Here is an 18,965-nt window from a genome sequence, read left to right as displayed (position 1 = left end):
GCGGCTCTAGATAGCGGCAGGCTCATCAGGCGGACCTCTGTAATGCGGTAGCCAACCCGCGGATATCAGCGTGATCCACCGTCGAGATGTACTGCTACGTCGCCTTCAGGAAACTCAAACGACATGTCTTTAAAGAAAGTGAAAAAACCGATCCCTATTGACACGGGGAGTCATATCAGCTGTGCGTTGCGACGGCACACGCTTCCCAGTTACTCCTGCGCGGCGGATGGCCTGCTTGACCGCCCTGCGTCGTCGATGCCTACGGCTTCCACGAAACGTTCGATGGCAGAGACCGTCGCCGCAGGTGTCTCAATCATCGGGTAGTGACCCGCGCCACGCATGATCTCCAGCGTCGCGTGACGGTACCAACGCATCGTGGTTTCGCGGGCAACCGCCTCGGTGTTGTTGTGATCGTGCTCGCCCACCAACGCGAGGACCGGTGCGTCGAGCGACTGAACCGCCCCGTGGACGTCCGTGCGACTCGCATCGAGCGCATAGCTGGCAAGCGCGCGACCGTCGATGTCGTCCCAGGTCGCCGCCACGATTTCTCGCGCGACCGCGTCGGTGTAACGTCCCGCCATCCCGTTGCGTACCAATGCTTCACGCCGTTCGCGCGAGTCGGCGAGTGATTGCATAAACGCAACTCCGTCCGGATCCGAACTCGTACCTTTCGCCGACAAGCCGGCAATCGAGACGATCGAGTTGACCCGATGCGGCAACGCCACTGCGAGCATCTGCGCCACCAATGCCCCGAGCGAGTGACCGGCAGCCGTGAACTTTTTCCACTCGAGAAACTCCACGAGTCGCACGGCGTCGATTACCACTTCACGTAAAGTCAGGAGGCCCACTTCGTTTCTCGACCAACCGTATCCACGGTATTCGGCCACCGCGTATTGGAATGCATCGAGATCCGCATATCGCAGCATTGCGTCGAACGCATCGCGCGTACCGATCAAGCCGGGAAACAAAAGAACCTTGTTGGGGCCCTGGCCGATGAGCTTGAACGATTTCATGCTTGGACTCCCAGGCGTCCAACGTTCGCTTTAATCCGAAGCCAGTTACACATTGATCGGATCCTCCACTTGCATGAGCTTGCGCAACTCGTCGTGCGAAATGTCGAACTGGGGCGATATCTTCAATTCTGTGCCCAGCTTGGACTCATCTTCATCCATCTTGAATCCCAACGACTTCGTCGCCTCAAACATGACACCCCCGGGCGTGCGCACGTAGATCGATTCGAAATACCCCCGATTTTTTCGATCCGAGAAGTCCGTGAATCCCATGCCCTCCGTGTCGAACTTGACGCGCGCCTGAGCGTCGTAGTCTGGCACTTCAAACGCACCATGGTGGATAGTTCCTTCGGCAAGCGTCCACTGGCCTTGCCGCAGGTCCGGCTCATGGAGTATGTCAATACGCCTTCCAGCCCCGCCAGCGCCGGCTTCGTACCGCGTGAACTGGCCGTCCTGCATAGTCGGGCGGAAGTACCAGGCCTGTTTCATGAAGACGTCCATGTCCTCGAATTCGCGCACCGTCGCCGTCCAGTTGTGGAAGCCGCGGACAGCGTATTGCTCGGGCACGTACTCCGATCTCCATGGCTTGCGCGTATCGGTTGCGTCCTCAACGACTTCGAAGTCAATGCCTGCATGCACAACGCGCAGGTACCTTTCTCCAAACCGTTCCGATTCCTTCACAACCTTGACGCCGTTCTTGCCAAAATGCTCGCGCCAGAAATCCAACGCACCAATAGGGATCGAATAGGCGATCGCGGTGAACTGGCCCGACCCCTTGCGCCCTACCAGACCGGTGCGACGCATGGGAAAGGTCGTCATGACCGTACCTGGCGTGCCATCGGCGTCACTGAAGTAAAGGTGGTAAATCGGAATGTTTCCGTCGTAGAACAGGGTGCGTTTGATGAAACGCTGACCGATAACCTTGACGAAGAAGTCGACATCGCCCTGCGCCGTCGACGTACATAGCGTGATGTGGTGGAGCCCATGAATCAGACCGGTTTCCATTTGCGTCTCCTGTGGGGTGAATTATCTCTCCGGCACTACGTCACGTTAGAGCCGGAGGGCATGTCAGGAAGTATGGAAGCGTGGGGAGCGGACTGCTATCCCCATCCATGAATGGGCTACATGCCGATCTGGCATGTAGCTGTGAATGGTCCGTGCTTGAGAAGCCAGGCGTCGGCGAAATGGGCACCGCGCGCCTGCAAGCCTTGCTCGCGTCCTTGCCCGGTTCCAATTGCAACCTCACCGTTCACCAGTTGGCGTAAGCGATCACTTTATTCCGGGAAGGTATCCTGATCGTTGTACGAACTTCGCGTTTCGCGCGAACTGATCATTCAAGTTCGGCATGACCTGAATGCGGGATCTGGCATCGGCTTTGGACTGAACGGGGGGGGGATGAGCGCGACCCGAACACTCGCCGACAAAATCAGGATGCTATGCAAGCAACGTCTCGAGATCCGTGGAAGAGTCGAGAATTCCTTATGGAGACTTCAATGTTGGCATCCGTCAAGCGAGCCGAGGAAATTAACTAAGCGCAACATAACATACCGGCGTCAGGATACTGCCGACGTCTGCACGTGCCGGTGCTCTGGCAGGTAACGCTTCGGGCTCCAGCGCGCCCCTTGACACTGCGCGTCACCGCCACCAAGGCGCTGGCGAGGAATACACTCCAGTGCCGAGACACCCCTTATGCCAGTGCAGCCAGTTGGAACCCGCAGAACCCGATGCGTCCAAATGGGCTCGGTAAGGTTTTTTCCGATTGACGCGCACGCGTGCCTACCTAACCCTCATTAAAGGATCAAAGCGAGGATTGAAACCCGTGGATGCGCACAACGGTATTGGCTCGCCGCTCGATTTGCGGTTGCTAGCTGTTTTCGACGCGGTCATGCGAAAGAATAGCGTGACGGTGGCGGGTGATTGTCTTGGCGTGAGCCAGCCGCTGATGAGTCAGTCGCTGGCAAAACTGCGGCATTATTTCGGAGATCCTCTTTTTGTGCGAACCTCCAGCGGTATGTCGCCAACGCCGCGTGCGCGTGAGCTTGCTCCAAAAATCGCCACGATGATCCAGCTGATGCATGAGGCCCTGGAGACGCCAAAGGAGTTCGACCCGGCCACATCCGTACGAACTTTTAGCTTCGCCGCAACCGATTTTGGCGCTGCATTCCTCCTTCCTAAAATCCTGTCATATCTTGGGGAACACGCTCCCGGGATTCGCATAAGGGCGACCCACGCCCCACGGCATGGCGTCGACGATCTGCTTGAGGAGGGCGAGCTCGATCTTGCTATCGGCAGCTTGTCTATAGACAGGCATCCGTTCTATCAGCGGCGCCTGTTTTACACGGATTATGTTTGCCTTGCTCGCGTCGGGCATCCAACGATACAAGGCACGCTGACGCGAGATGCTTACCTGTCCGCGACTCACGCGCTAGTAGCACTTCCTGCCGGATATGAAGCGTTAGAGCGTTTTCTCCTTGAAAACGTCCCCGCAGCGAATCTCACCATAACTGTCCCGAATTTTCTTGCGGTGCTTACAACGGTCCCGAATTCCGATGCACTATTTACCATTCCGCGACACGCCAGCAAGGAGTTGACTGGACTTTTGAATGCCCAGATCCTCGATTTGCCAGTAGTGATTCCAGGATTCGTCGTACGTGAGTTTTGGCATGAACGCGTACACAGGGATCCAGCTAATAAGTGGTTCCGCGATTTGATTTACTCACTGGTGGCGAAGGACGAGGGTGAGGACCCAAAGGGTACCCCCTCGGTTCGTTCTTCCACGCCCTGAGGAGTGAACTACCTGCAAAACTTCGGCGGCGTTACCGATACGTTTCTTTACGTGCGCTCCGGTCGCGGGAGCATTACACTCGGGCATGGAGTCGCCTGCTGCCTCCGGCGTTTTTACACGCTGGTGCAGCAACTGTCGCGCACACACTGGATCGATCACATCAAGACGAACCGGCGCAATCACGCCATCCTCGGTGATGCCGGTGACAAGCCGCCGCTCAGTGAGATTCTCAGCATTGCCCCATGGCAACGCGAAAAGATTCTGTGACACCACAGGTCGCAGCTAGCGAATGCGCAGGTGGTGTGCCGTGTGGCAGGCACTAATCGTCGTCGGCATCATCATGCTGGCGATGTTTCCAGCCCTTGTGCCGGCCGTTGTCGTGCCGTTGCCGACTGTCCCAGTACTCACCCTCATATCCGCGGCCGTATGCAACGGGCGCTTGCGAGTACACAAGCGGAGGCGCCTCATAGACACCAGGAGGCGCCGCGTATACGATCGGGGCCGCTTCGACGACGACGCTTGGCCGCGCTTCATCCACAGGAACCTGTTGCACCGAATGGCGGCGATTCTGCGTGGCGAAATCGTCCGCGGAACCGGGCCAACCGGTAGCCACGCCCGGTACCGGGAAATCCCTGGGCTGTGCAGCGCCGTGATCGAACGGAGGGGAAGGGACACGCCGGATGATCTCAGCACTGCGAACCGCAGTTCCGTGAGCAGAGGCCGACCTTGGTGGTGCGCCATGGCCGGACGAAAGCGTCTGTCGCTTTGGCGATGTTGACCGGGTGATGCCGAGCGCTTGCCGCAAGCTTGCCATAAAGCGCGACACCCAATGCCCGCGATTCTGCGCCGCGACGTGGCCGGCTTTACCAACTCGCCCTGCGGCCATCCGCGGTGCGGCAGCGTCGCGGGAAGCTGCCGCTCGATGGCCAGCCGATGTGGAAGGCGCAGGTGGGGCGAGTTCCGCACGAGTGATTGCGGTTGCGCGAGCAGGAACTGTTGTTGCTGGCGGAACCTGAGCGGACGAAGACACTTGTGGCATCGGCGATGCCGGTCTGTTTATCCCGAACGCCTGTCGTGCGCTTGCGTTTGATTCGACGCCAGCGCTCTGATCATGGTCGGACCAGAGATCATACGTGACGGCACCCGCGGTCCCGAACGCCACAACGCTCACCAGTGCAACCCAAAGCGCAAGGCGTCCGGGTCGCGCAGGCGGTGTGGTTGGTACGGGATCAACCGCAAGATTGGCGCTCCCAGCCAGGCTGCGTCCGCCCAGATGCAGCAGCGCCGGCTGTCCAGACACGGCGTCGGGTTTCCACTCATTTCGCCTGATGTTTCGATAGACCTTGCTTACCCTTGTGTGCAGGCGCGGGAACCGCCTGAGCAGGATGATGAGCGAAACAATGATGTGGCGCGACAATCTGGATGAGAGACGCGCGACAAACAAGATGAGAATGTCGCGGCGAGGTTGATGATGCCCATACTGATTGACGCTGGCAAGCGATTGTTGATTGACGCGCACTTGTTGATTTGACGCGGGCGAGCATCGCGTGCGCCGCGCGTCAATCAGGATGAGAACAGTGCGTCAGTCGGTGAGATCGATTCCGTAACGCGTGACGATCGCTTTGAGCACGCGCTTCACGCTGTTGCGTTTGATTTCAATGAGCATCGTCGGAGTTCCACCGGCATCCAGTGCCGCCAACCCATCACCAAGCAGGCTCAGCAATGTAACGCGTGACGCGCAGGTCTCTTCACCAATGGCGTCAATGACGGCTCGTTTGCGCCGTAGGCGGTATGCGCGTTGCCGTTGCGCGGCAGTGCGCGGGATGGAGGTCGCCGTCGACGCATCGGATGTGCCATCACGTGTGACGACATTCAGTTGTGAGTTGCTCGTCATTGCTGTTCCTCCGCGCGCGGCGGCGCCCCGACGTTGTTTGGTGTCGCGAAACTGGCCGGACGTCCCGGTCCCTGTTGCTTGCGCTGCAGGGCGGTGCGCCGTCGGTAGCTTTCGACGTTGAGCTCGAAGATGGTTGAGTGATGGACCAGCCGGTCGACGGCGGCCACCGTCATGGCCGGGTCGGGGAAGACCTTGGTCCATTCGCCGAATGGCTGATTTGCGGTCATTATATGGAATTGAGGGGTTTTTCTACCTTTGTTTCTTCCTTTTTTGAGGCGGTGATCCGGTCGGGTGTCGGTACCCCCTCGAGGTGCCGAAGCAGACGATCGACAGCTTCTTGGTCACCTTCGATTGCCGCGCGTTCGTCATCGGTGAGAGGAATTTCCTGCAACATCCGGATCATGCCCGTCTTCGAAGAGAGCAAGTCGGCCCGGGACGAATCCTTCGGAATGTAGAAGTCGCAACGCGCACACGCCATGCGATGTGGACATTGATCGAAGAACTCATATGAGCACAACCCGTGACCAAGGTCGTAGTATCTCCACGGCTGCTCCGTGTGCCCGTCGTCGATCGTCTGCCGGTCAATGAGTACTTCCATCATTCGCAAGTTGCGCTGGAAGTACTGTGCTTCAGAATAAGCTCTGGCCAGCTTTGTGGGCGTGAACGCGACGTAATGCTGGGTCGTTGCTGGCGACCGATGACCGAGCCACGCTTGCAGTTCGAACAGGGACATCGGTTCCCGCGCGTTAAAGAGCTGGCTCGCGATGGTCGAGCGTGCCCTGTGGCTGCTGATCTGTCCGCGAGCATCCGCGCAAGGAATACCTGCCTTCCGGCAAAGCAAGGGAATGAGATGTCGGTTCAGGTACGCGCGTGGTATCGCCCTTGCACGATACGAGAAGAGGAAGTCAACCTGCTCTCCGGTTTTGACGTCGAGCGCAGCCGGTTGTACGGGACGTACTCGCTCCCACGCCGAGATTGCTTCGCCGACGACCGAATCAATCGGTTTGGTAAATGCAGTTCCGGTCTTGTGAACCGGAACGTCAAGCATCCGGCATTGTGTACCTGGTTGCCCTATTGATGGTTCTTCACGTACACAGCCAACTCGTAGCCGTACAATCTCATCGCTACGTAGTCCGGCGAAGAGCCATACGATACTCAACGCCTGCAGCATCTCAAGCGGATAATATCCGCCGGCGCGACGAATGCTCCCGGTCGGATGGCGGCGCCCCCTCGCGTTACCGCCGTGTCCGGGGAGATCATCGAGAGTCAGATTCAGCCCGGCCCAGAGAAGCTTGGCCCACAAGTCGTCAGCAATGGTACGGGGCGCGGGTCCTATCAATGCCTTGGTGGAGCGAGGCGTCGCAAAGGCTCGAAACGGATCAAAGCGGCGAGGAATCCATTCCCACTCCTGAAGATCAGCGAAGAAGCATCGCATCGCGCCGAGGAAAGCGTTCTTCGATCGTGCCGTTATTGGTTTGCCGAGCTTCCTGGCAACCGAGGTAGTCTTCCAGACGTAATCACCGACATGCATGCGCTCAACCGCACCAATATATTCTGCCGCCAGTTCCCGGGTCCATTGATCCGCTCGGGTGATCTCAGGGTGGGAAGCTCTCAACCACCGGCCAGCCTTCAGGACCATATCCCGAAGATGGCGGCGACTGGACGCCGTCAAGGTGCTGGTTGCCTCCCACCGTTCGATCAGGCTGACCCAGTCAGTGGCAATGCCAGAGACCCTTGCCACATAAATCGATTCCCTGTCGATTCCATTGCGCATTGAGGGTTCTTCCGCAAGTATCCCCAGTGAAGCCAGGACGCGTGCGAGCTGGAAGTACAGGGAGCTTCGATAGTTAGAGTTGTGAAAGCGTGCGCGAACGGAGGCGATGAACTCACTGGTCAGCGCTTCAAGTTCCGGTTGCTGCTGCACAAGCAGTAGTTCCGCCAACAGGCTCATCAGAGGTTTGCAAGGGCTACGATAGCCCCATGCAGCGGACACCTCCGTGACGCGTTGTAGTGTGCCTGCGAGCCGTTCCCTGCCAAAGATCTTCTCCGCCAGTGTCACCCGCTTCACTTCCCCCAGGTCAGGAATGTCGTTAAAGCAACGCAGCAGGTACGCTACCGCAATCAAGGCGTGACGTTCGCCACCGGCGTGCGGTTTGGGAAGGTGGGCTGCGAAGAAGGCTGCCTGCGTTGTTCCAAGAACCATGTGCCATGCGGCGGCATCCCAGGCCCAGAAGGATTGGTGCCGAATTGCGCAATGCTGTAGCAGCATCAGTCTCACGCGATCGTCGTAAAGATGCGTGCCATCAACAGCCGCGAGCGCGTCGTCGATCGGCGCAAGTAGACGATCAAGGCGCGACAGTCTTCCGAGCATCGCTCCTATCTTGCGTTCGTTGGCAACGGCGAGTGGAAGGTCCTGTGTCAGCACCTTCTGCTCGCTCGCGGTCAACCGGCTTCTCCGGTCATAGTTCGTGATATCGATCGGCCACGTCCATGTAGGTGTGCCAGCGACAGTTGGGGCGAGGGCCGCTTTGGACGAAGCCATCATGGTCGCTCTGCTACTGGGACGCACGCGAGCGCTTCAAGACGCCACGCGTGAACATGGTGCATGGTCGTTGCAAACCGGTCCGCGAGGTCATGCCCTGACAGATGCACGTATTGCCGCGTCGTTTCCAGATTCTGGTGACCAGCGAATCGGGCAATCTCATGCAGTTGCCAGCCCGCGCGAGCAAGATCCGTTAAACAAAGATGACGCAACGTATGCGTTGAAAACGCCGGAACGCCAGCCCGAATCGCGATAGAACGAACTACCTTCGACCAGGTCCACATACTGATTGGGGCGGCGTAGTTGCGTGGCGATTCCGAGAGAAATAGTTCGGTGCCATCGCCGCCCACGCTTCGTCGGTGTCGAAGGTAATCGCGGAGCAGTTCGCCGGATGTCGCAGAATATGGCACCACGCGTTCTCGATGCCCCTTGGTCGTCTCCGCCCTGATGCGCAGCAGCCGGTAGGCGGGATCGATATCGCTGCTCCGAAGCTGGCACAGTTCCTCCCGACGAAGTGCCGCGTCATAGGCAAGCGCCAGCATGCATCTATTACGCTTCGGCTCGTTGCGGACCACAGCCAGCAGGGCCACCCACTGCGCCTCTGTTGGGATCCACGGCAGTTTGTGAAACTTCTGGATGAGGCCTCGCTCACGACGCGCTCCGAAGCGACTGGATGCCGTATAGCGGCCACGGCTTACCGGATTGGTTCTGACGAGCCCCTCATCGACAAGAAACTCGAATAGCAGTCGGACTGCGGTGAGCCGCTGCTGCAGCGTTGCGTTTGACAGGAAGCCGCCCGAGTCGATGCGCACCACATTCGCATTTACTCGCCTTGGCTGCGTCCTCAGTTCGCCGACATACTGGGCGATAGTCTCGCGCGACACGCTGCGCAGATCAACGGAGCGGCTCACGGCAAAGCGAAGGAAGCCTTCTGTAGCGTACATGTAGGCCTTGATCGTATTCCTAGCTAGGCCGAGCATCACGCAACTCTCTATCCAGCGGCGAGCGCAAGAGTTCGAGGCGATGAGTGGATACCGTTCCCAGACCAGTTCGACGACCGCACTGTCTGAAGCCATGAATTGCTCCTCGCGAAGCGGATGCTTGCTCGTCAGTAAACGACGTTTCAAAACAAGCGCCCGAAACCGACATCGCCTTCGGCACGGGTTACCCACCGGGCCGCTCGCCTCTTGCTTTAGAGAAGCGGGCGGCGGCCCCGTGGATAACCCTGCGAAATCCGTATCTACCTCGCACACCAACCGACAGAAAGCGGGTCTACCGTAACACAGGTTCAATTCCAAATAACTTATAAGAGCACCGAACGCCGCTCATACCGTGCGCTGATCAACTCGAACAGTACCGACGTCTCCGCCTGGTCCTTGCTGACGTACGCGAAATCGTCAAGGATAAGGAGATCGAAGCGATCCAGCCGGTTGATGGCAGATTCGAGAGCCAGTTCACGTCGCGCAACCTGCAACCGCTGCACAAGGTCGGTGGTGCGGGCGAACAGGACTTTCCAGCCCTTCTCCAGCAGGCTCAGTCCGATGGCCGACGATAAATGCGACTTGCCCCCGCCGGGCGGCCCCATGAGAATCAGGTTGGCGCCATTGCGCAGCCAGCCGTCGCCAGCGCAAAGCGCCGAAACGTGTGCCCGGGACACCATCGGGACCGCGTCGAAATCGAAGTTCTCCAGCGTCTTGCCCGGCAGCAGTCTGGCTTCCCTGAGGTGGCGTTCGACCCGGCGTCGATCGCGCTCGGCGATCTCGTGTTCGGCCAGCGCCATCAGCAGGCGAGCGGCGGGCCAGCCTTCAGTATCGGAACGTTCGGCAAAGCTGGACCAGATCTGCTTGATGGCGGGCAGCCGCAAATCGTTGAGCAGCAGTGACAGGCGGGTGGCGTCGAAATCGTGACTCATGCTGCCACCTCCGTTGCGGTGTCGAGCAGGGCCTCGTAGTCGCGTAACGAAGCCAGCTGGACGTGCACCTGCGGCACGGCTGCGGGTTGCGGTGCGAAACGCGAAACCAGTGCGCCCAGATCGGGTAACTGTCCATCGTCCAGGCAGTGCTGCAGCGCCTCTGCCAGTTGCGCCTCGCAGTTGCGTTCGTGGGCCAGGCTGAGCAGTTCAACCATGGTCTTGCATGCCGCACGCTCCGGCAGTTGCTCACACAGGCGTTCGAAGGTCAATCGATAGGCCTCGCGCGGAAAGACCTGATCGCGGTAGACCAGGTTGAGCAGCGCCATGGGCTTGCGGCGTAACGCGTGGATGATGTGCCGGTAGTTGATGACGTGGCCGTGCTTGCCGTTGGCGCCTGGGCGGCCGCGCTGCAGCGTCATCATGGCCGTGCTGCCCAGGAACAGTTCCAGCCGGTCGTCATACAGCCGCACACGCAGTCGATGACCGATCAGGCGAGACGGGACGGTATAGAACACCTTGCGCAGGACGAAGCCACCGGTGGAACTGACGTACACACGCGTTTCCTCGTAGTCGCCCGTACGCTGCGCCGGCAGTGGCTGAAGCAGCGCTCGCTCGGCCTCAATGCGCTTGCCATTACGCGCGTTGATGCGACCGACGATCTCGTCGATGAAGCGGCGATAGGCCTCGAGCCCGGCAAAGTCGTTACTGCCGCGCAGGAGCAGCGCATCACGCACCGCGCTCTTGAGGTGGCCGTGAGGGCTCTCGATGGAGCCGTTCTCGTGGGCGATGCCACGGTTGTTGCGCGTAGGCTGCATCCCGTAATGAACACACAGCGCTTCGTAGCGCGTGGTCAGGTCTTCGTGCACTTCACGCTCGAGATTGCGGAACGCCGCGGACAGGCTGTCGCTGCGATGCTCGCGCGGCGCGCCACCGAGTGCCCAGAGCGCGTTCTGCAGCCCTTCGGCCAGCGCGACATAGCTCTCGCCGCCGAGAATAACGTGAGCGTGTTCAAAGCCCGAGCAGGCCAGGCGAAAGTGATACAGGCGATGTTCCAGCGCGACGCCGGCCACGGTGACACCCAGACTGTCCATCTCGGTGAAGTCGGACAAGCCGAGACGACCGGGCTCGTGTACCTGACGGAACACGACGTCACGCTCCTTGCCATGGAGTGCGCGCCAGTCGCGAATACGTCGCTCCAGTGTTCGGCGCACGTTGCGCGAGAGGTCTGGATGGCGCCGAAGCATCTCGTCCAGTACGGCCACGGGCCGGATAGCCGGCGCGGACTGCAGCAACGGGACGATCTCGGCGTCAAAGATCGCAGCCAGCGGATCCGCGCGCCGGCGCTCGCGGGGCGCCGTCTTCTGCGATGGCAGTCGCCGGTCCTGTTCGATGCGATAACCCGTGGCGGTGCTGAACCCGGCGCGCGCAGCCGCCTGAGTTGGTCCTTCCTTGAGTCTGTACTTCATGTAGAGCCTCATCTGATGGTCGTTGATGTGTCGTCCGGGCACTGCGCCTCCCTTGACATGGAAGGCTCAGTTCATACCCGATCTACCGCGACCACCGACAAGGCTCTCCAATGACGGGGGGCTCCTCGGCGCGGCGTGGCGGCAGCGGTTCCGGGCTACGCCCTTCACCGCTGCCGCCACGCCTGTACTCTCATCCTGATTGACGCGCTGCTCTCACCTTGATTGACGCGCGGCAGTCCGATCGGCGATACATGTGAACGGCAGGTTCTGGCCGCAGTGCGCCCCACAGTTGAGCGCGCCGATCGTGCCGGTGGCACGTTTCATGCAAAAGGCGTAAGGCCCATTTCGCTCGTCGGGTTCGCTTCATAGCCGCTGTTCAGCGCCGAAAACGCCGGCGCTATCGAGCATCTCAACCAGTCCTTCGGGATAGATCGTCTCAGCGGTGCTGGACAGTTCCTCCCGGCTCCACCAGTGATGATCCACCATCACTTCCCTCTCTTCGGCGGTCCAACCGTCACGCGAGATGGACTCCGTGTCGGTATCGACGACGAAATACTGCTCGACGGCGAGCACGTGCTCGCCGTCCGGTAACCGCAAGGGCACTTCGCGTCGACCAACCGGCTGCGATACCTGCGCCTTGCGAATACCTGTTTCTTCGCGAAGTTCGCGTATCGCCGCGTCCGCGAAAGTCTCGCCATGCTCGACACCGCCGCCCGGCGTCGCCCAATAGGCCTTCCCAGCGAGCGCACCGGATTTATGCACGAAGCGGAACAACAATACGCGCCGCTCTGGATTGGTTATTAGAAGCCTGGCGGAAGGCCGCTCGCGCATCGGATTCGTCGATTTCTCGTACAGTGACCAGACATAGCCGCAGGCGTCTGGCTCAGCGTACTGCCCTACCCGGATAAAGCCGAGCGATTCGTAGTAGGCGCAAAGCTTCGCGTTGTGGACGGCGCAGTCGAGTCGGATAAAACGCCGGTTCATGGCGCTGAGCTTGTCACCGCACCAATCAAGGATGAAACTGCCGAGTCCGCGGCCATTGAAGCCTTTTCGCACACACAGCCCATGGACATAACCGGCGACCGGTTCTTGCGGCCCCCAGTGTTTTTCATCATCCAGGTCGAGCACAAAGGTGCCGACCGGATTGCCGTCCAGCTCAACGATATACACCACCTTCTCAGAGACGCTTTCTCGCACCCACCTCTCGGAAAATCCGTCTCCTCCCTTACCCCAGGCATAGTCGCGGTGAGCCACCTTCGTTGCATGCGCATCGTTCCGGATCTGGGTAACGACCGGTACGTCTTCTGCCGTTGCCCTGCGGATGCTTTGGGAGGTCATCGCTCATATCTCCGTTGAGGCGTCTCCGTGAAAAGAAGCGCGTCTACGACAGCGGGGGTGCGAGAACACCGGCATTCACATACCCCACGACCGTGCGCGCGATTCGCCTTGGGTGCGGGTTTCGCGCAAAAGGCATAACCCGACCCGTTGCTGCCGCTCGGCGTCTCGCGCCCAGTGCGGCGCGATTCGGAGTGCAGCGGTCACTCGTTGGGTGACCCTCCATGCGAGTTCTCGACCTTTGCGGACAAGAAGGCTGTAGCGGGGGGCTTTATAGACATCCTCGCCGCGCAAACGACGAATCTTGGGCTTCGTTGCATGCAAATGCGTCGACCAATCGCTTTCTATCCATCCGCGAACATTGCAAGATCGGCCTATTGCGTTCACTAACACAGCCGGCGGTGTTAAGCGCGCGCTCGAGCGCCGGAGCAGTTGCACGCGCGTCTGGATGCGGCTAAGAGCGCCGCGTGAAAAAGTACGCCTGAACTCTACCTATAGACCATTAGCCTTGACGTTACTCTCATCTTAAGTCAGTTGAATAGTTACGGCAGCGTTGCATGCGGGGCAATTTGTGCTAACTGACGCAGAAGTATACCGTGTGGTTTTTGGACTGGAGCCTATGGTACCAACCAGTGGCCCTCTAGGATTTGTCGGGACTGGACTGGTTGCCTGAGCTGTAATGATATTAAATATGTCAAATGCTACAACTTGAAGCAGTCGTATATCATCAGTTTCCAATGTCATTCCAAGCTCGAGATTTCGCTTCAGATTCCGGACCTGCTCTTCAATAGCCCGAACTGAATTTGCATTTCTCTGTGTATCAGACATGGATGTCTCCTACTGGTAGGTATTAATGAATTTCTCAATGGTTTCAGAAGCATTTACTTCATTTTCGTATGTGAGATGCACGGCTACTGCTGCACCTGCAGCGCGACTTACTCTAACAAATTCTGCCGCGGCAGATAAATCGTTCATGAAATCTCGCAGAGGTCGTGTGATGCCGAATGCCTTGATCATATTCGCGTCCAGGATACGTGTCGTACAACCCAACGCAGCAACGCTGTCAATCCAGTTGCGTACCGCTTGAACGCGTGAGAAATCCTCGGGCGTCGCATTTAGGGGATCCGTGAGCACGTACCGTGCTTCACCGATGTCCTTGAATCGCGTCAGAAACTGCTCCCACATATCTATTGTTAATTTTCTCGATTCAAGTTGTCTACCAAGGCGCCAAATCAGTACGGTCACAACTAACCCAAAAAAAGCGATCAAATTGCTGGCGGTAAGGGTAGGGGTAGCTTCTAGTTTGGCATCGTAGCGGCCTTTCATTTCCGAAATTTGCTTCACAATCGATCGATTTTCTTGCGTCAGCTCCTGGATTGAAGCTTTTAGCTCCGCCTCCGATAGAGCACGTTGGCGTATCTCTTCCTGGAAGTTACGTTGGAGATCGGCGTAGCGGACGTCCGCGAGCGGCGCGGTACCAACGTGATGCCCACTTGCGTTCGCGCCGGCCGCTGCATCTGGCCGGAAAATGAGCATTATCATTACCAACATGGAGAAACGAATGTTCATTTTCTTCTGTCATGGAGATATTGCGCCTGTTCGTTAATAGAGTTAGCGCTCAAAAGCCGAATAGCGCTATTAGGGGCGTTCTCTAGGGGCGCACAACTTGCGTGCGTTGTCGGGCATTCGAAGAAGACCATCGGTCCTTCGACGCTTGCGGCAGAGAATGGTACCGGTCCGAAAGCACGCACCCGGTGGCTATGAGAGGTGTATGGTCGCGGCGATCGGGGTGTGAGCAACAGAAAAACGATGCCAGTACGCGTACCCGCGCAGCAAGGGCCGACATTCGTCACTGTCGACATGGGAATGCCGGAAATGCAACGTGTACCCGCCTCATGAACGCCGACAGCGAACGTCGGGAATGGCCTTCAAGCAACACTTCAACATTGCGAATTGGATGGCCGGTTCCGGGGAGTGGAACCGACGTCTGAATGTCTGAGCGACGACGGGTGCGAATGGCGCTTCATGGCCGACTGCGGCCGATGCAGTTGGCCATAGCCGACCTGAATCGCTCTGTCGCGACGCGCCTGACCGGCCGTTCAACTGGCGGCGCCTGGGCGTCGCCACATCCTTCATCGAGAAACTGAAGTCGATTGGCGTGGCGGAGAACTGGACACGAATCTATTGGATAACGAACGGCGACAACATGGCGGCTCAGGCCACGTATGACCGGGTGGCGAAACGCAGCGGGCACGTCCGCTACGAGATCGCGTTAGACGACTGACCTTTGCATACAGTCATCACGCATGGGGGAGCGTGTCGTAGATCTTGTCCGCGATGACGTGGCATACGCCCCCTTGTGCCTTACCCCTCCTCCTGCTGCAAATCCCGCAGAACATTCATGAATGCGCGAACCTTTGCGCTCAGCAAGCGGCGCGAGTGAAAGAGCGCCCAGATCTCGACGGGCGCGCCTACCGTTCCCCAGCAAGCGAGTCGCCCTTCCGCGATGTCCCGACTGACCAACAGACGGGGCAAAACCGCCGCGCCCACGCCTTCGAGCACCGCTTCACGCGCCATCAACAGCGACGACAGTCGCAACACGGGCGTCGGTTTGATCGCTCTCGTACCGCCGTCTTCGGTGCAAACCTCCCAAAGTGCGCCCGGGGTCGTGGCCGCGTACATGACGGCCGGCACCACCCACGTGCGGGTATCGGGAACCGCCGTTGGCATCGCCAGGGAAGGCGCCGCCACGAGAAGCCGCTGATCGCCCAGGATGCGCCGGCCGACAAGGGTTTCGTCGCGGGGCGGATCGATCCGGATGACGAGGTCGTACCCCTCGTCCACAGGATCGACGGCCCGATCTTCCGCAATGACTTCGAGCTCGACCTGGGGCCAGGCAAGCGCAAAGCGCACGGCGATCCGGCTCAGCACGACGTGTGCGAACACCACGGGCGCACTGATGCGCAATCGTCCCCGCGCGACGGGGGCGCTCGAGGCAATCGCTTCCCCAGCCTCCTGAATTTCCGCCAGCAGCCCGCGCGTGCGCTCGTGGAGTGCGAGCCCCTCTTCGGTGAGGCGAAGCCTGCGTGAACCGCGTTCGATCAACCTGACGCCAAGGCTTTCCTCCAGCTCGGCAACGCGGCGCGACAAGGTGGCCTTCGGCCGGTCGAGCGCCCGGCCCGCCGGGCCAAACCCGCCGTGCGCCGCCACCGCATTGAAATCGGCAAGCGAAATCAGATCCATGATCGTTCCATTTTTGAGACGAGCAGTCTGAATTCTGTCACTTTCGGCGCACCCATGAAACGCCTATTGTTCACCTCGTGGACGAACCGGTCCCAGCCCTTTCCAGGAGATCATCATGGCAATCCTCGTTACAGGCAGCACAGGCGTCATCGGCAAACAGGTTCTCGAACATCTGCGCGGCAGCGGCGCCGAAATACGCGGTCTCACCCGTACGCCAGAGCGCGCGGCATTCCCCGATGGTGTCGCCGCAGTCAAGGGCGACCTGGCCGACCTCGACGCCGTCCGGCAGGCGATGAACGGCGTCAGCACGCTGTTCCTGCTGGCGCCGAACGCGGCGGACGAGCTCACTCAGGCACTCCAGACGCTAAGCGTCGCGCGCGAGGCAGGCGTGAAAGGCGTGGTCTACCTTTCGGTTTTCAAGGGAGAGGATTACGTCGATGTGCCGCACTTCACCGGCAAGTACACGGTCGAGCGCATGATCGAACGTCTCGACTTGCCGGCGACCGTGCTGCGCCCCGCCTATTTCATCCAGAACGACGCTCGCTTGAAAGAGTCGCTGCTTTCGTACGGCATCTACGGCATGCCGATCGGCGCAAAAGGCATTTCGATGGTCGACGTTCGAGATATCGGCGACGCCGCCGCCCGAGCGTTGCTGCGCCGCGAGCGGGCCAGCGATCCACTCCCGCGGGAGACGTACGAACTCGTCGGGCCCGATGTGATCGATGCAGAAACTGCCGTCGCGGTGTGGACTGAAGCGCTGGGACGTCCGGTCCGTTATGGCGGCGACGATCTCGAACGCCTCGAGGCACGCCTCAAAGCGGCTGCCCCGGCATGGCTGGCATACGACATGCGATTGATGATGGCCCGCTACCAACAGGATGGTGCCGCTGCTTCCTCCGCGGATGTCGAGCGTCTCGCGACACTTCTGGGACGTATGCCACGTTCATATCGCGACTTCGCGCTCGCGACGGCCAGGACCTGGGCGCTCGAGTCCTGACCTGAAGAGCGATACGCCTCCCGGACCGACTGCGCCGCCTCGACCGCCCCGGCCCGCTCCCCCTAAAACGCCTTGCGCATCTGCACCCAGCAGTGCACGGACGTATTGGCATTGGCGCTGAGAATCTCCGGCGTCCTGCCGAACGGGAATGCCACACTGGCGCTCACCAGCAGCTTGTACGGCCCGTTCCACTGCACGCCGAAGCCTGCACTGCTCAACTGCCCCGTGTTGGGCCCGGGAACGAACGTATCCTTGTACTGCTGCACCCAGCCCGTATCGACGAACGCGGAAAACTGCCAGATGCCCGGGATATTCTGGAACGTCGCGTCGTGCCGGTATTCGAACGTCGCCAGATAACCGCGCGAGCCGGACAGCACACCCACGTCGTAGCCGCGCACGCTATCGGGGCCGCCCAGGTAGAACTGCTCGGAGGTATCGAGGTTCTTGCTCGCGTTCTGCCCGGAGAAGCCGAAATAAAGCGCGTCGCTCTTCGTGAGCTGTTGCAGCCGCGAGAGCGAAAGCGCGAGCTTGACGTAATGGCCGGCCGCATCCGCGCCGAACTGGTCGATGATGTCGGTTTGCAGATTGTTCGCAGACCTTACGCCATAGGTCATCGCCAGGCGCCCATTGGAAACGCCGGTTGAATCGAGCTGGTCGCCCGACAGCGTCGTCGTCACGCTATTCGTATGGCGATCGTTCTGCAGGCCGATCACGTCGATGTTGTCGTTGAGCCTGCGGAAGTCGTACTCGATCTGGCCGTACAGATTGCCCTGCGTATTGCGGATCAGCGGCTGCGCGAGCACCGCCCCGGCCACGAAGGCCGAGCCGTGCGCATCGAGGTCCGAGAGGTCGTTGCGCAGATGATAGTTGAGCCCGGACACCGTGGCCCCGAGCGTCGTGCCCTGGCCATTGAGCAGGTAGCGGTAGTCCATGCGCCCGTAGGTCATGCCGGGGCCCGTGGTCAGCGCGCTGAAGTCCAGCAGGTCGCCCTGGTTGAACGGTCCGTTGATGAACAGGTTGCCGCTGCCGCGCACGCGTCCGCTATAGGGGTCGCCGAAGTTGTCCACGCCGGCGTCGCCGCTCACGCGCTGCTGCGGCGTCACGTCGACGAGCAGGTCCGAGGTGCCCACCTGTTGTCCGGGCCGCAGCGTCGAGCTCACCTCCGCGCCGGGAATGTCCTGCATCAGCAGCAGCGTGCGTTCGAGCTGGAACTCGCTGACCGGCTGCCCGGACTGCAGGGCCGCGAGCGTGTTGTTGAGCACGCGGCTCGATACGCTGCTCTGGTTGTTCAGCGATACGGCGCCGTAGCGCGCCTCGGCCACGTCGATGCGCACCACCCCGCCCTCGATCGTTTGCGCGGGCACGTAGGCGGTGGCGAGCGGGTAGCCATGCTCGTGATAGACGTCGCTGATGCTATCGGCCAGCGCGTTCAGGTCGGCGAGCGTGAGGTTCTTGCCCTCGCCCGCGGCAACCACCTGATGCAGCAGTTCGGTCGGCAGCTCGGTGTTGCCCGTGATCTCGATCTTGCGGACCGGGAATGTCTTCGTGTTATCGGCCGGCGCTTCTTTCGGCTGCTGGATCGTGAGATCGAGGTTCGAGGATGGCGGCTGCACCGAAGGCTGCGGCACCTGCTGAAGCAGCTGGCCGCTGCCGCTGTTGGGCGCCGCCACGCGAACCTGCGCGTGCGCGGCCAGCGCCGCGGTGGCAACCGTGATGGCGAGACAAATCCGTGTTTTACGCAAGCGGTTCGAGCGAATCTCGATCATGGTATGTAGATGTCT

The 18,965-nt window shown here is 60.0% G+C and carries 13 protein-coding genes and 2 pseudogenes; 3 read left to right on the top strand and 12 right to left on the bottom strand.

All coding sequences use genetic code 11. From position 1 onward, the window contains the following. Window positions 1–209 precede the first annotated feature (209 nt). Window positions 210–1,013, bottom strand: a complete 804-nt coding sequence (locus BO1_RS17230) for an alpha/beta fold hydrolase (RefSeq protein ID WP_028218624.1) — start codon at window positions 1,011–1,013, stop codon at window positions 210–212. A gap of 45 nt (window positions 1,014–1,058) precedes the next feature. Then, window positions 1,059–2,015, bottom strand: a complete 957-nt coding sequence (locus BO1_RS17225; RefSeq protein WP_028218623.1) for a VOC family protein — start codon at window positions 2,013–2,015, stop codon at window positions 1,059–1,061. An 814-nt stretch (window positions 2,016–2,829) separates the two neighbouring features. On the opposite strand from BO1_RS17225, the gene BO1_RS51410 reads away from it, so the two are divergent. Both BO1_RS51410 and BO1_RS17215 read left to right on the top strand, forming a co-directional pair. Further along, the gene (locus BO1_RS51410) at window positions 2,830–3,795 is read left to right on the top strand and encodes a LysR family transcriptional regulator (RefSeq protein WP_052409489.1); all 966 of its coding nucleotides are present in this window, start codon (window positions 2,830–2,832) and stop codon (window positions 3,793–3,795) included. Window positions 3,796–3,798: 3 nt separating this feature from the next. Next, a complete protein-coding gene (locus BO1_RS17215; protein ID WP_028218622.1) occupies window positions 3,799–4,062 on the top strand; it encodes a hypothetical protein in 264 nt (87 codons plus the stop codon). Window positions 4,063–5,377: 1,315 nt separating this feature from the next. Here the strand turns inward: BO1_RS17215 and BO1_RS57600 are convergent. From BO1_RS57600 to BO1_RS17155, 9 genes and pseudogenes are all read right to left on the bottom strand, one after another. Then, window positions 5,378–5,689, bottom strand: coding sequence for a hypothetical protein (locus BO1_RS57600; protein ID WP_084688015.1), 312 nt, complete (start codon window positions 5,687–5,689; stop codon window positions 5,378–5,380). After that, window positions 5,686–5,916 (bottom strand): annotated as a pseudogene (locus tag BO1_RS17205) (ATP-binding protein); the annotation flags it as partial. The pseudogene BO1_RS17205 and the gene BO1_RS57600, both read right to left, overlap by 4 nt. After that, window positions 5,916–8,234, bottom strand: coding sequence for a tyrosine-type recombinase/integrase (locus BO1_RS61770; protein ID WP_084688014.1), 2,319 nt, complete (start codon window positions 8,232–8,234; stop codon window positions 5,916–5,918). The pseudogene BO1_RS17205 and the gene BO1_RS61770, both read right to left, overlap by 1 nt. Beyond that, window positions 8,231–9,307, bottom strand: coding sequence for a tyrosine-type recombinase/integrase (locus tag BO1_RS17195; protein WP_028218620.1), 1,077 nt, complete (start codon window positions 9,305–9,307; stop codon window positions 8,231–8,233). The genes BO1_RS61770 and BO1_RS17195 overlap by 4 nt, the downstream gene beginning before the upstream one ends. A 230-nt stretch (window positions 9,308–9,537) precedes the next feature. Next, a pseudogene (locus BO1_RS51400) lies at window positions 9,538–10,143 on the bottom strand (ATP-binding protein); the annotation flags it as partial. Next, window positions 10,140–11,651 carry an IS21 family transposase gene (gene istA, locus BO1_RS17185; RefSeq protein WP_028218619.1) on the bottom strand — a complete coding sequence of 504 codons (1,512 nt, stop codon included), beginning with the start codon at window positions 11,649–11,651 and terminating at the stop codon, window positions 10,140–10,142. The gene istA and the pseudogene BO1_RS51400, both read right to left, overlap by 4 nt. 321 nt (window positions 11,652–11,972) lie before the next feature. Next, on the bottom strand, window positions 11,973–12,947 hold the full coding sequence (locus BO1_RS62035) for a bifunctional GNAT family N-acetyltransferase/NUDIX hydrolase (protein ID WP_084688013.1): 975 nt from the start codon (window positions 12,945–12,947) through the stop codon (window positions 11,973–11,975). A gap of 834 nt (window positions 12,948–13,781) precedes the next feature. After that, a complete protein-coding gene (locus BO1_RS17165) occupies window positions 13,782–14,513 on the bottom strand; it encodes a hypothetical protein (protein WP_028218618.1) in 732 nt (243 codons plus the stop codon). A gap of 795 nt (window positions 14,514–15,308) precedes the next feature. Further along, on the bottom strand, window positions 15,309–16,187 hold the full coding sequence (locus BO1_RS17155) for a LysR family transcriptional regulator (RefSeq protein WP_028218617.1): 879 nt from the start codon (window positions 16,185–16,187) through the stop codon (window positions 15,309–15,311). Between the two features lie 115 nt (window positions 16,188–16,302). Here BO1_RS17155 and BO1_RS17150 point away from each other — a divergent pair, with 115 nt between their 5' ends. After that, complete coding sequence (locus BO1_RS17150) at window positions 16,303–17,184, top strand: NmrA family NAD(P)-binding protein (protein WP_028218616.1); 882 nt, start codon at window positions 16,303–16,305, stop codon at window positions 17,182–17,184. A gap of 62 nt (window positions 17,185–17,246) precedes the next feature. Here BO1_RS17150 and BO1_RS17145 read toward each other — a convergent pair whose 3' ends face one another. Further along, window positions 17,247–18,950 (bottom strand): ShlB/FhaC/HecB family hemolysin secretion/activation protein, encoded by a 1,704-nt coding sequence (locus tag BO1_RS17145; RefSeq protein ID WP_028218615.1) that lies wholly within the window; start codon window positions 18,948–18,950, stop codon window positions 17,247–17,249. Between the last annotated feature and the right edge of the window lie 15 nt (window positions 18,951–18,965).

This window comes from Paraburkholderia oxyphila NBRC 105797 (assembly GCF_000685075.1).
GTDB classification, from domain to species: domain Bacteria; phylum Pseudomonadota; class Gammaproteobacteria; order Burkholderiales; family Burkholderiaceae; genus Paraburkholderia; species Paraburkholderia oxyphila.
Note: the sequence above shows the minus strand (reverse complement) of the source record. Positions and strands in the feature narration are given on the sequence as shown.

Bases quoted from the DNA above. Each gene is read 5' to 3' on its own strand.
- BO1_RS17155 (WP_028218617.1), bottom strand. From the start codon at position 16,187: ATGGATCTGATTTCGCTTGCCGATTTCAATGCGGTGGCGGCGCACGGC.
- BO1_RS17165 (WP_028218618.1), bottom strand. From the start codon at position 14,513: ATGAACATTCGTTTCTCCATGTTGGTAATGATAATGCTCATTTTCCGG.
- BO1_RS17230 (WP_028218624.1), bottom strand. From the start codon at position 1,013: ATGAAATCGTTCAAGCTCATCGGCCAGGGCCCCAACAAGGTTCTTTTG.
- BO1_RS62035 (WP_084688013.1), bottom strand. From the start codon at position 12,947: ATGACCTCCCAAAGCATCCGCAGGGCAACGGCAGAAGACGTACCGGTC.
- BO1_RS61770 (WP_084688014.1), bottom strand. From the start codon at position 8,234: ATGATGGCTTCGTCCAAAGCGGCCCTCGCCCCAACTGTCGCTGGCACA.
- BO1_RS17195 (WP_028218620.1), bottom strand. From the start codon at position 9,307: ATGGCTTCAGACAGTGCGGTCGTCGAACTGGTCTGGGAACGGTATCCA.
- BO1_RS17150 (WP_028218616.1), top strand. From the start codon at position 16,303: ATGGCAATCCTCGTTACAGGCAGCACAGGCGTCATCGGCAAACAGGTT.
- BO1_RS17145 (WP_028218615.1), bottom strand. From the start codon at position 18,950: ATGATCGAGATTCGCTCGAACCGCTTGCGTAAAACACGGATTTGTCTC.
- BO1_RS17225 (WP_028218623.1), bottom strand. From the start codon at position 2,015: ATGGAAACCGGTCTGATTCATGGGCTCCACCACATCACGCTATGTACG.
- BO1_RS57600 (WP_084688015.1), bottom strand. From the start codon at position 5,689: ATGACGAGCAACTCACAACTGAATGTCGTCACACGTGATGGCACATCC.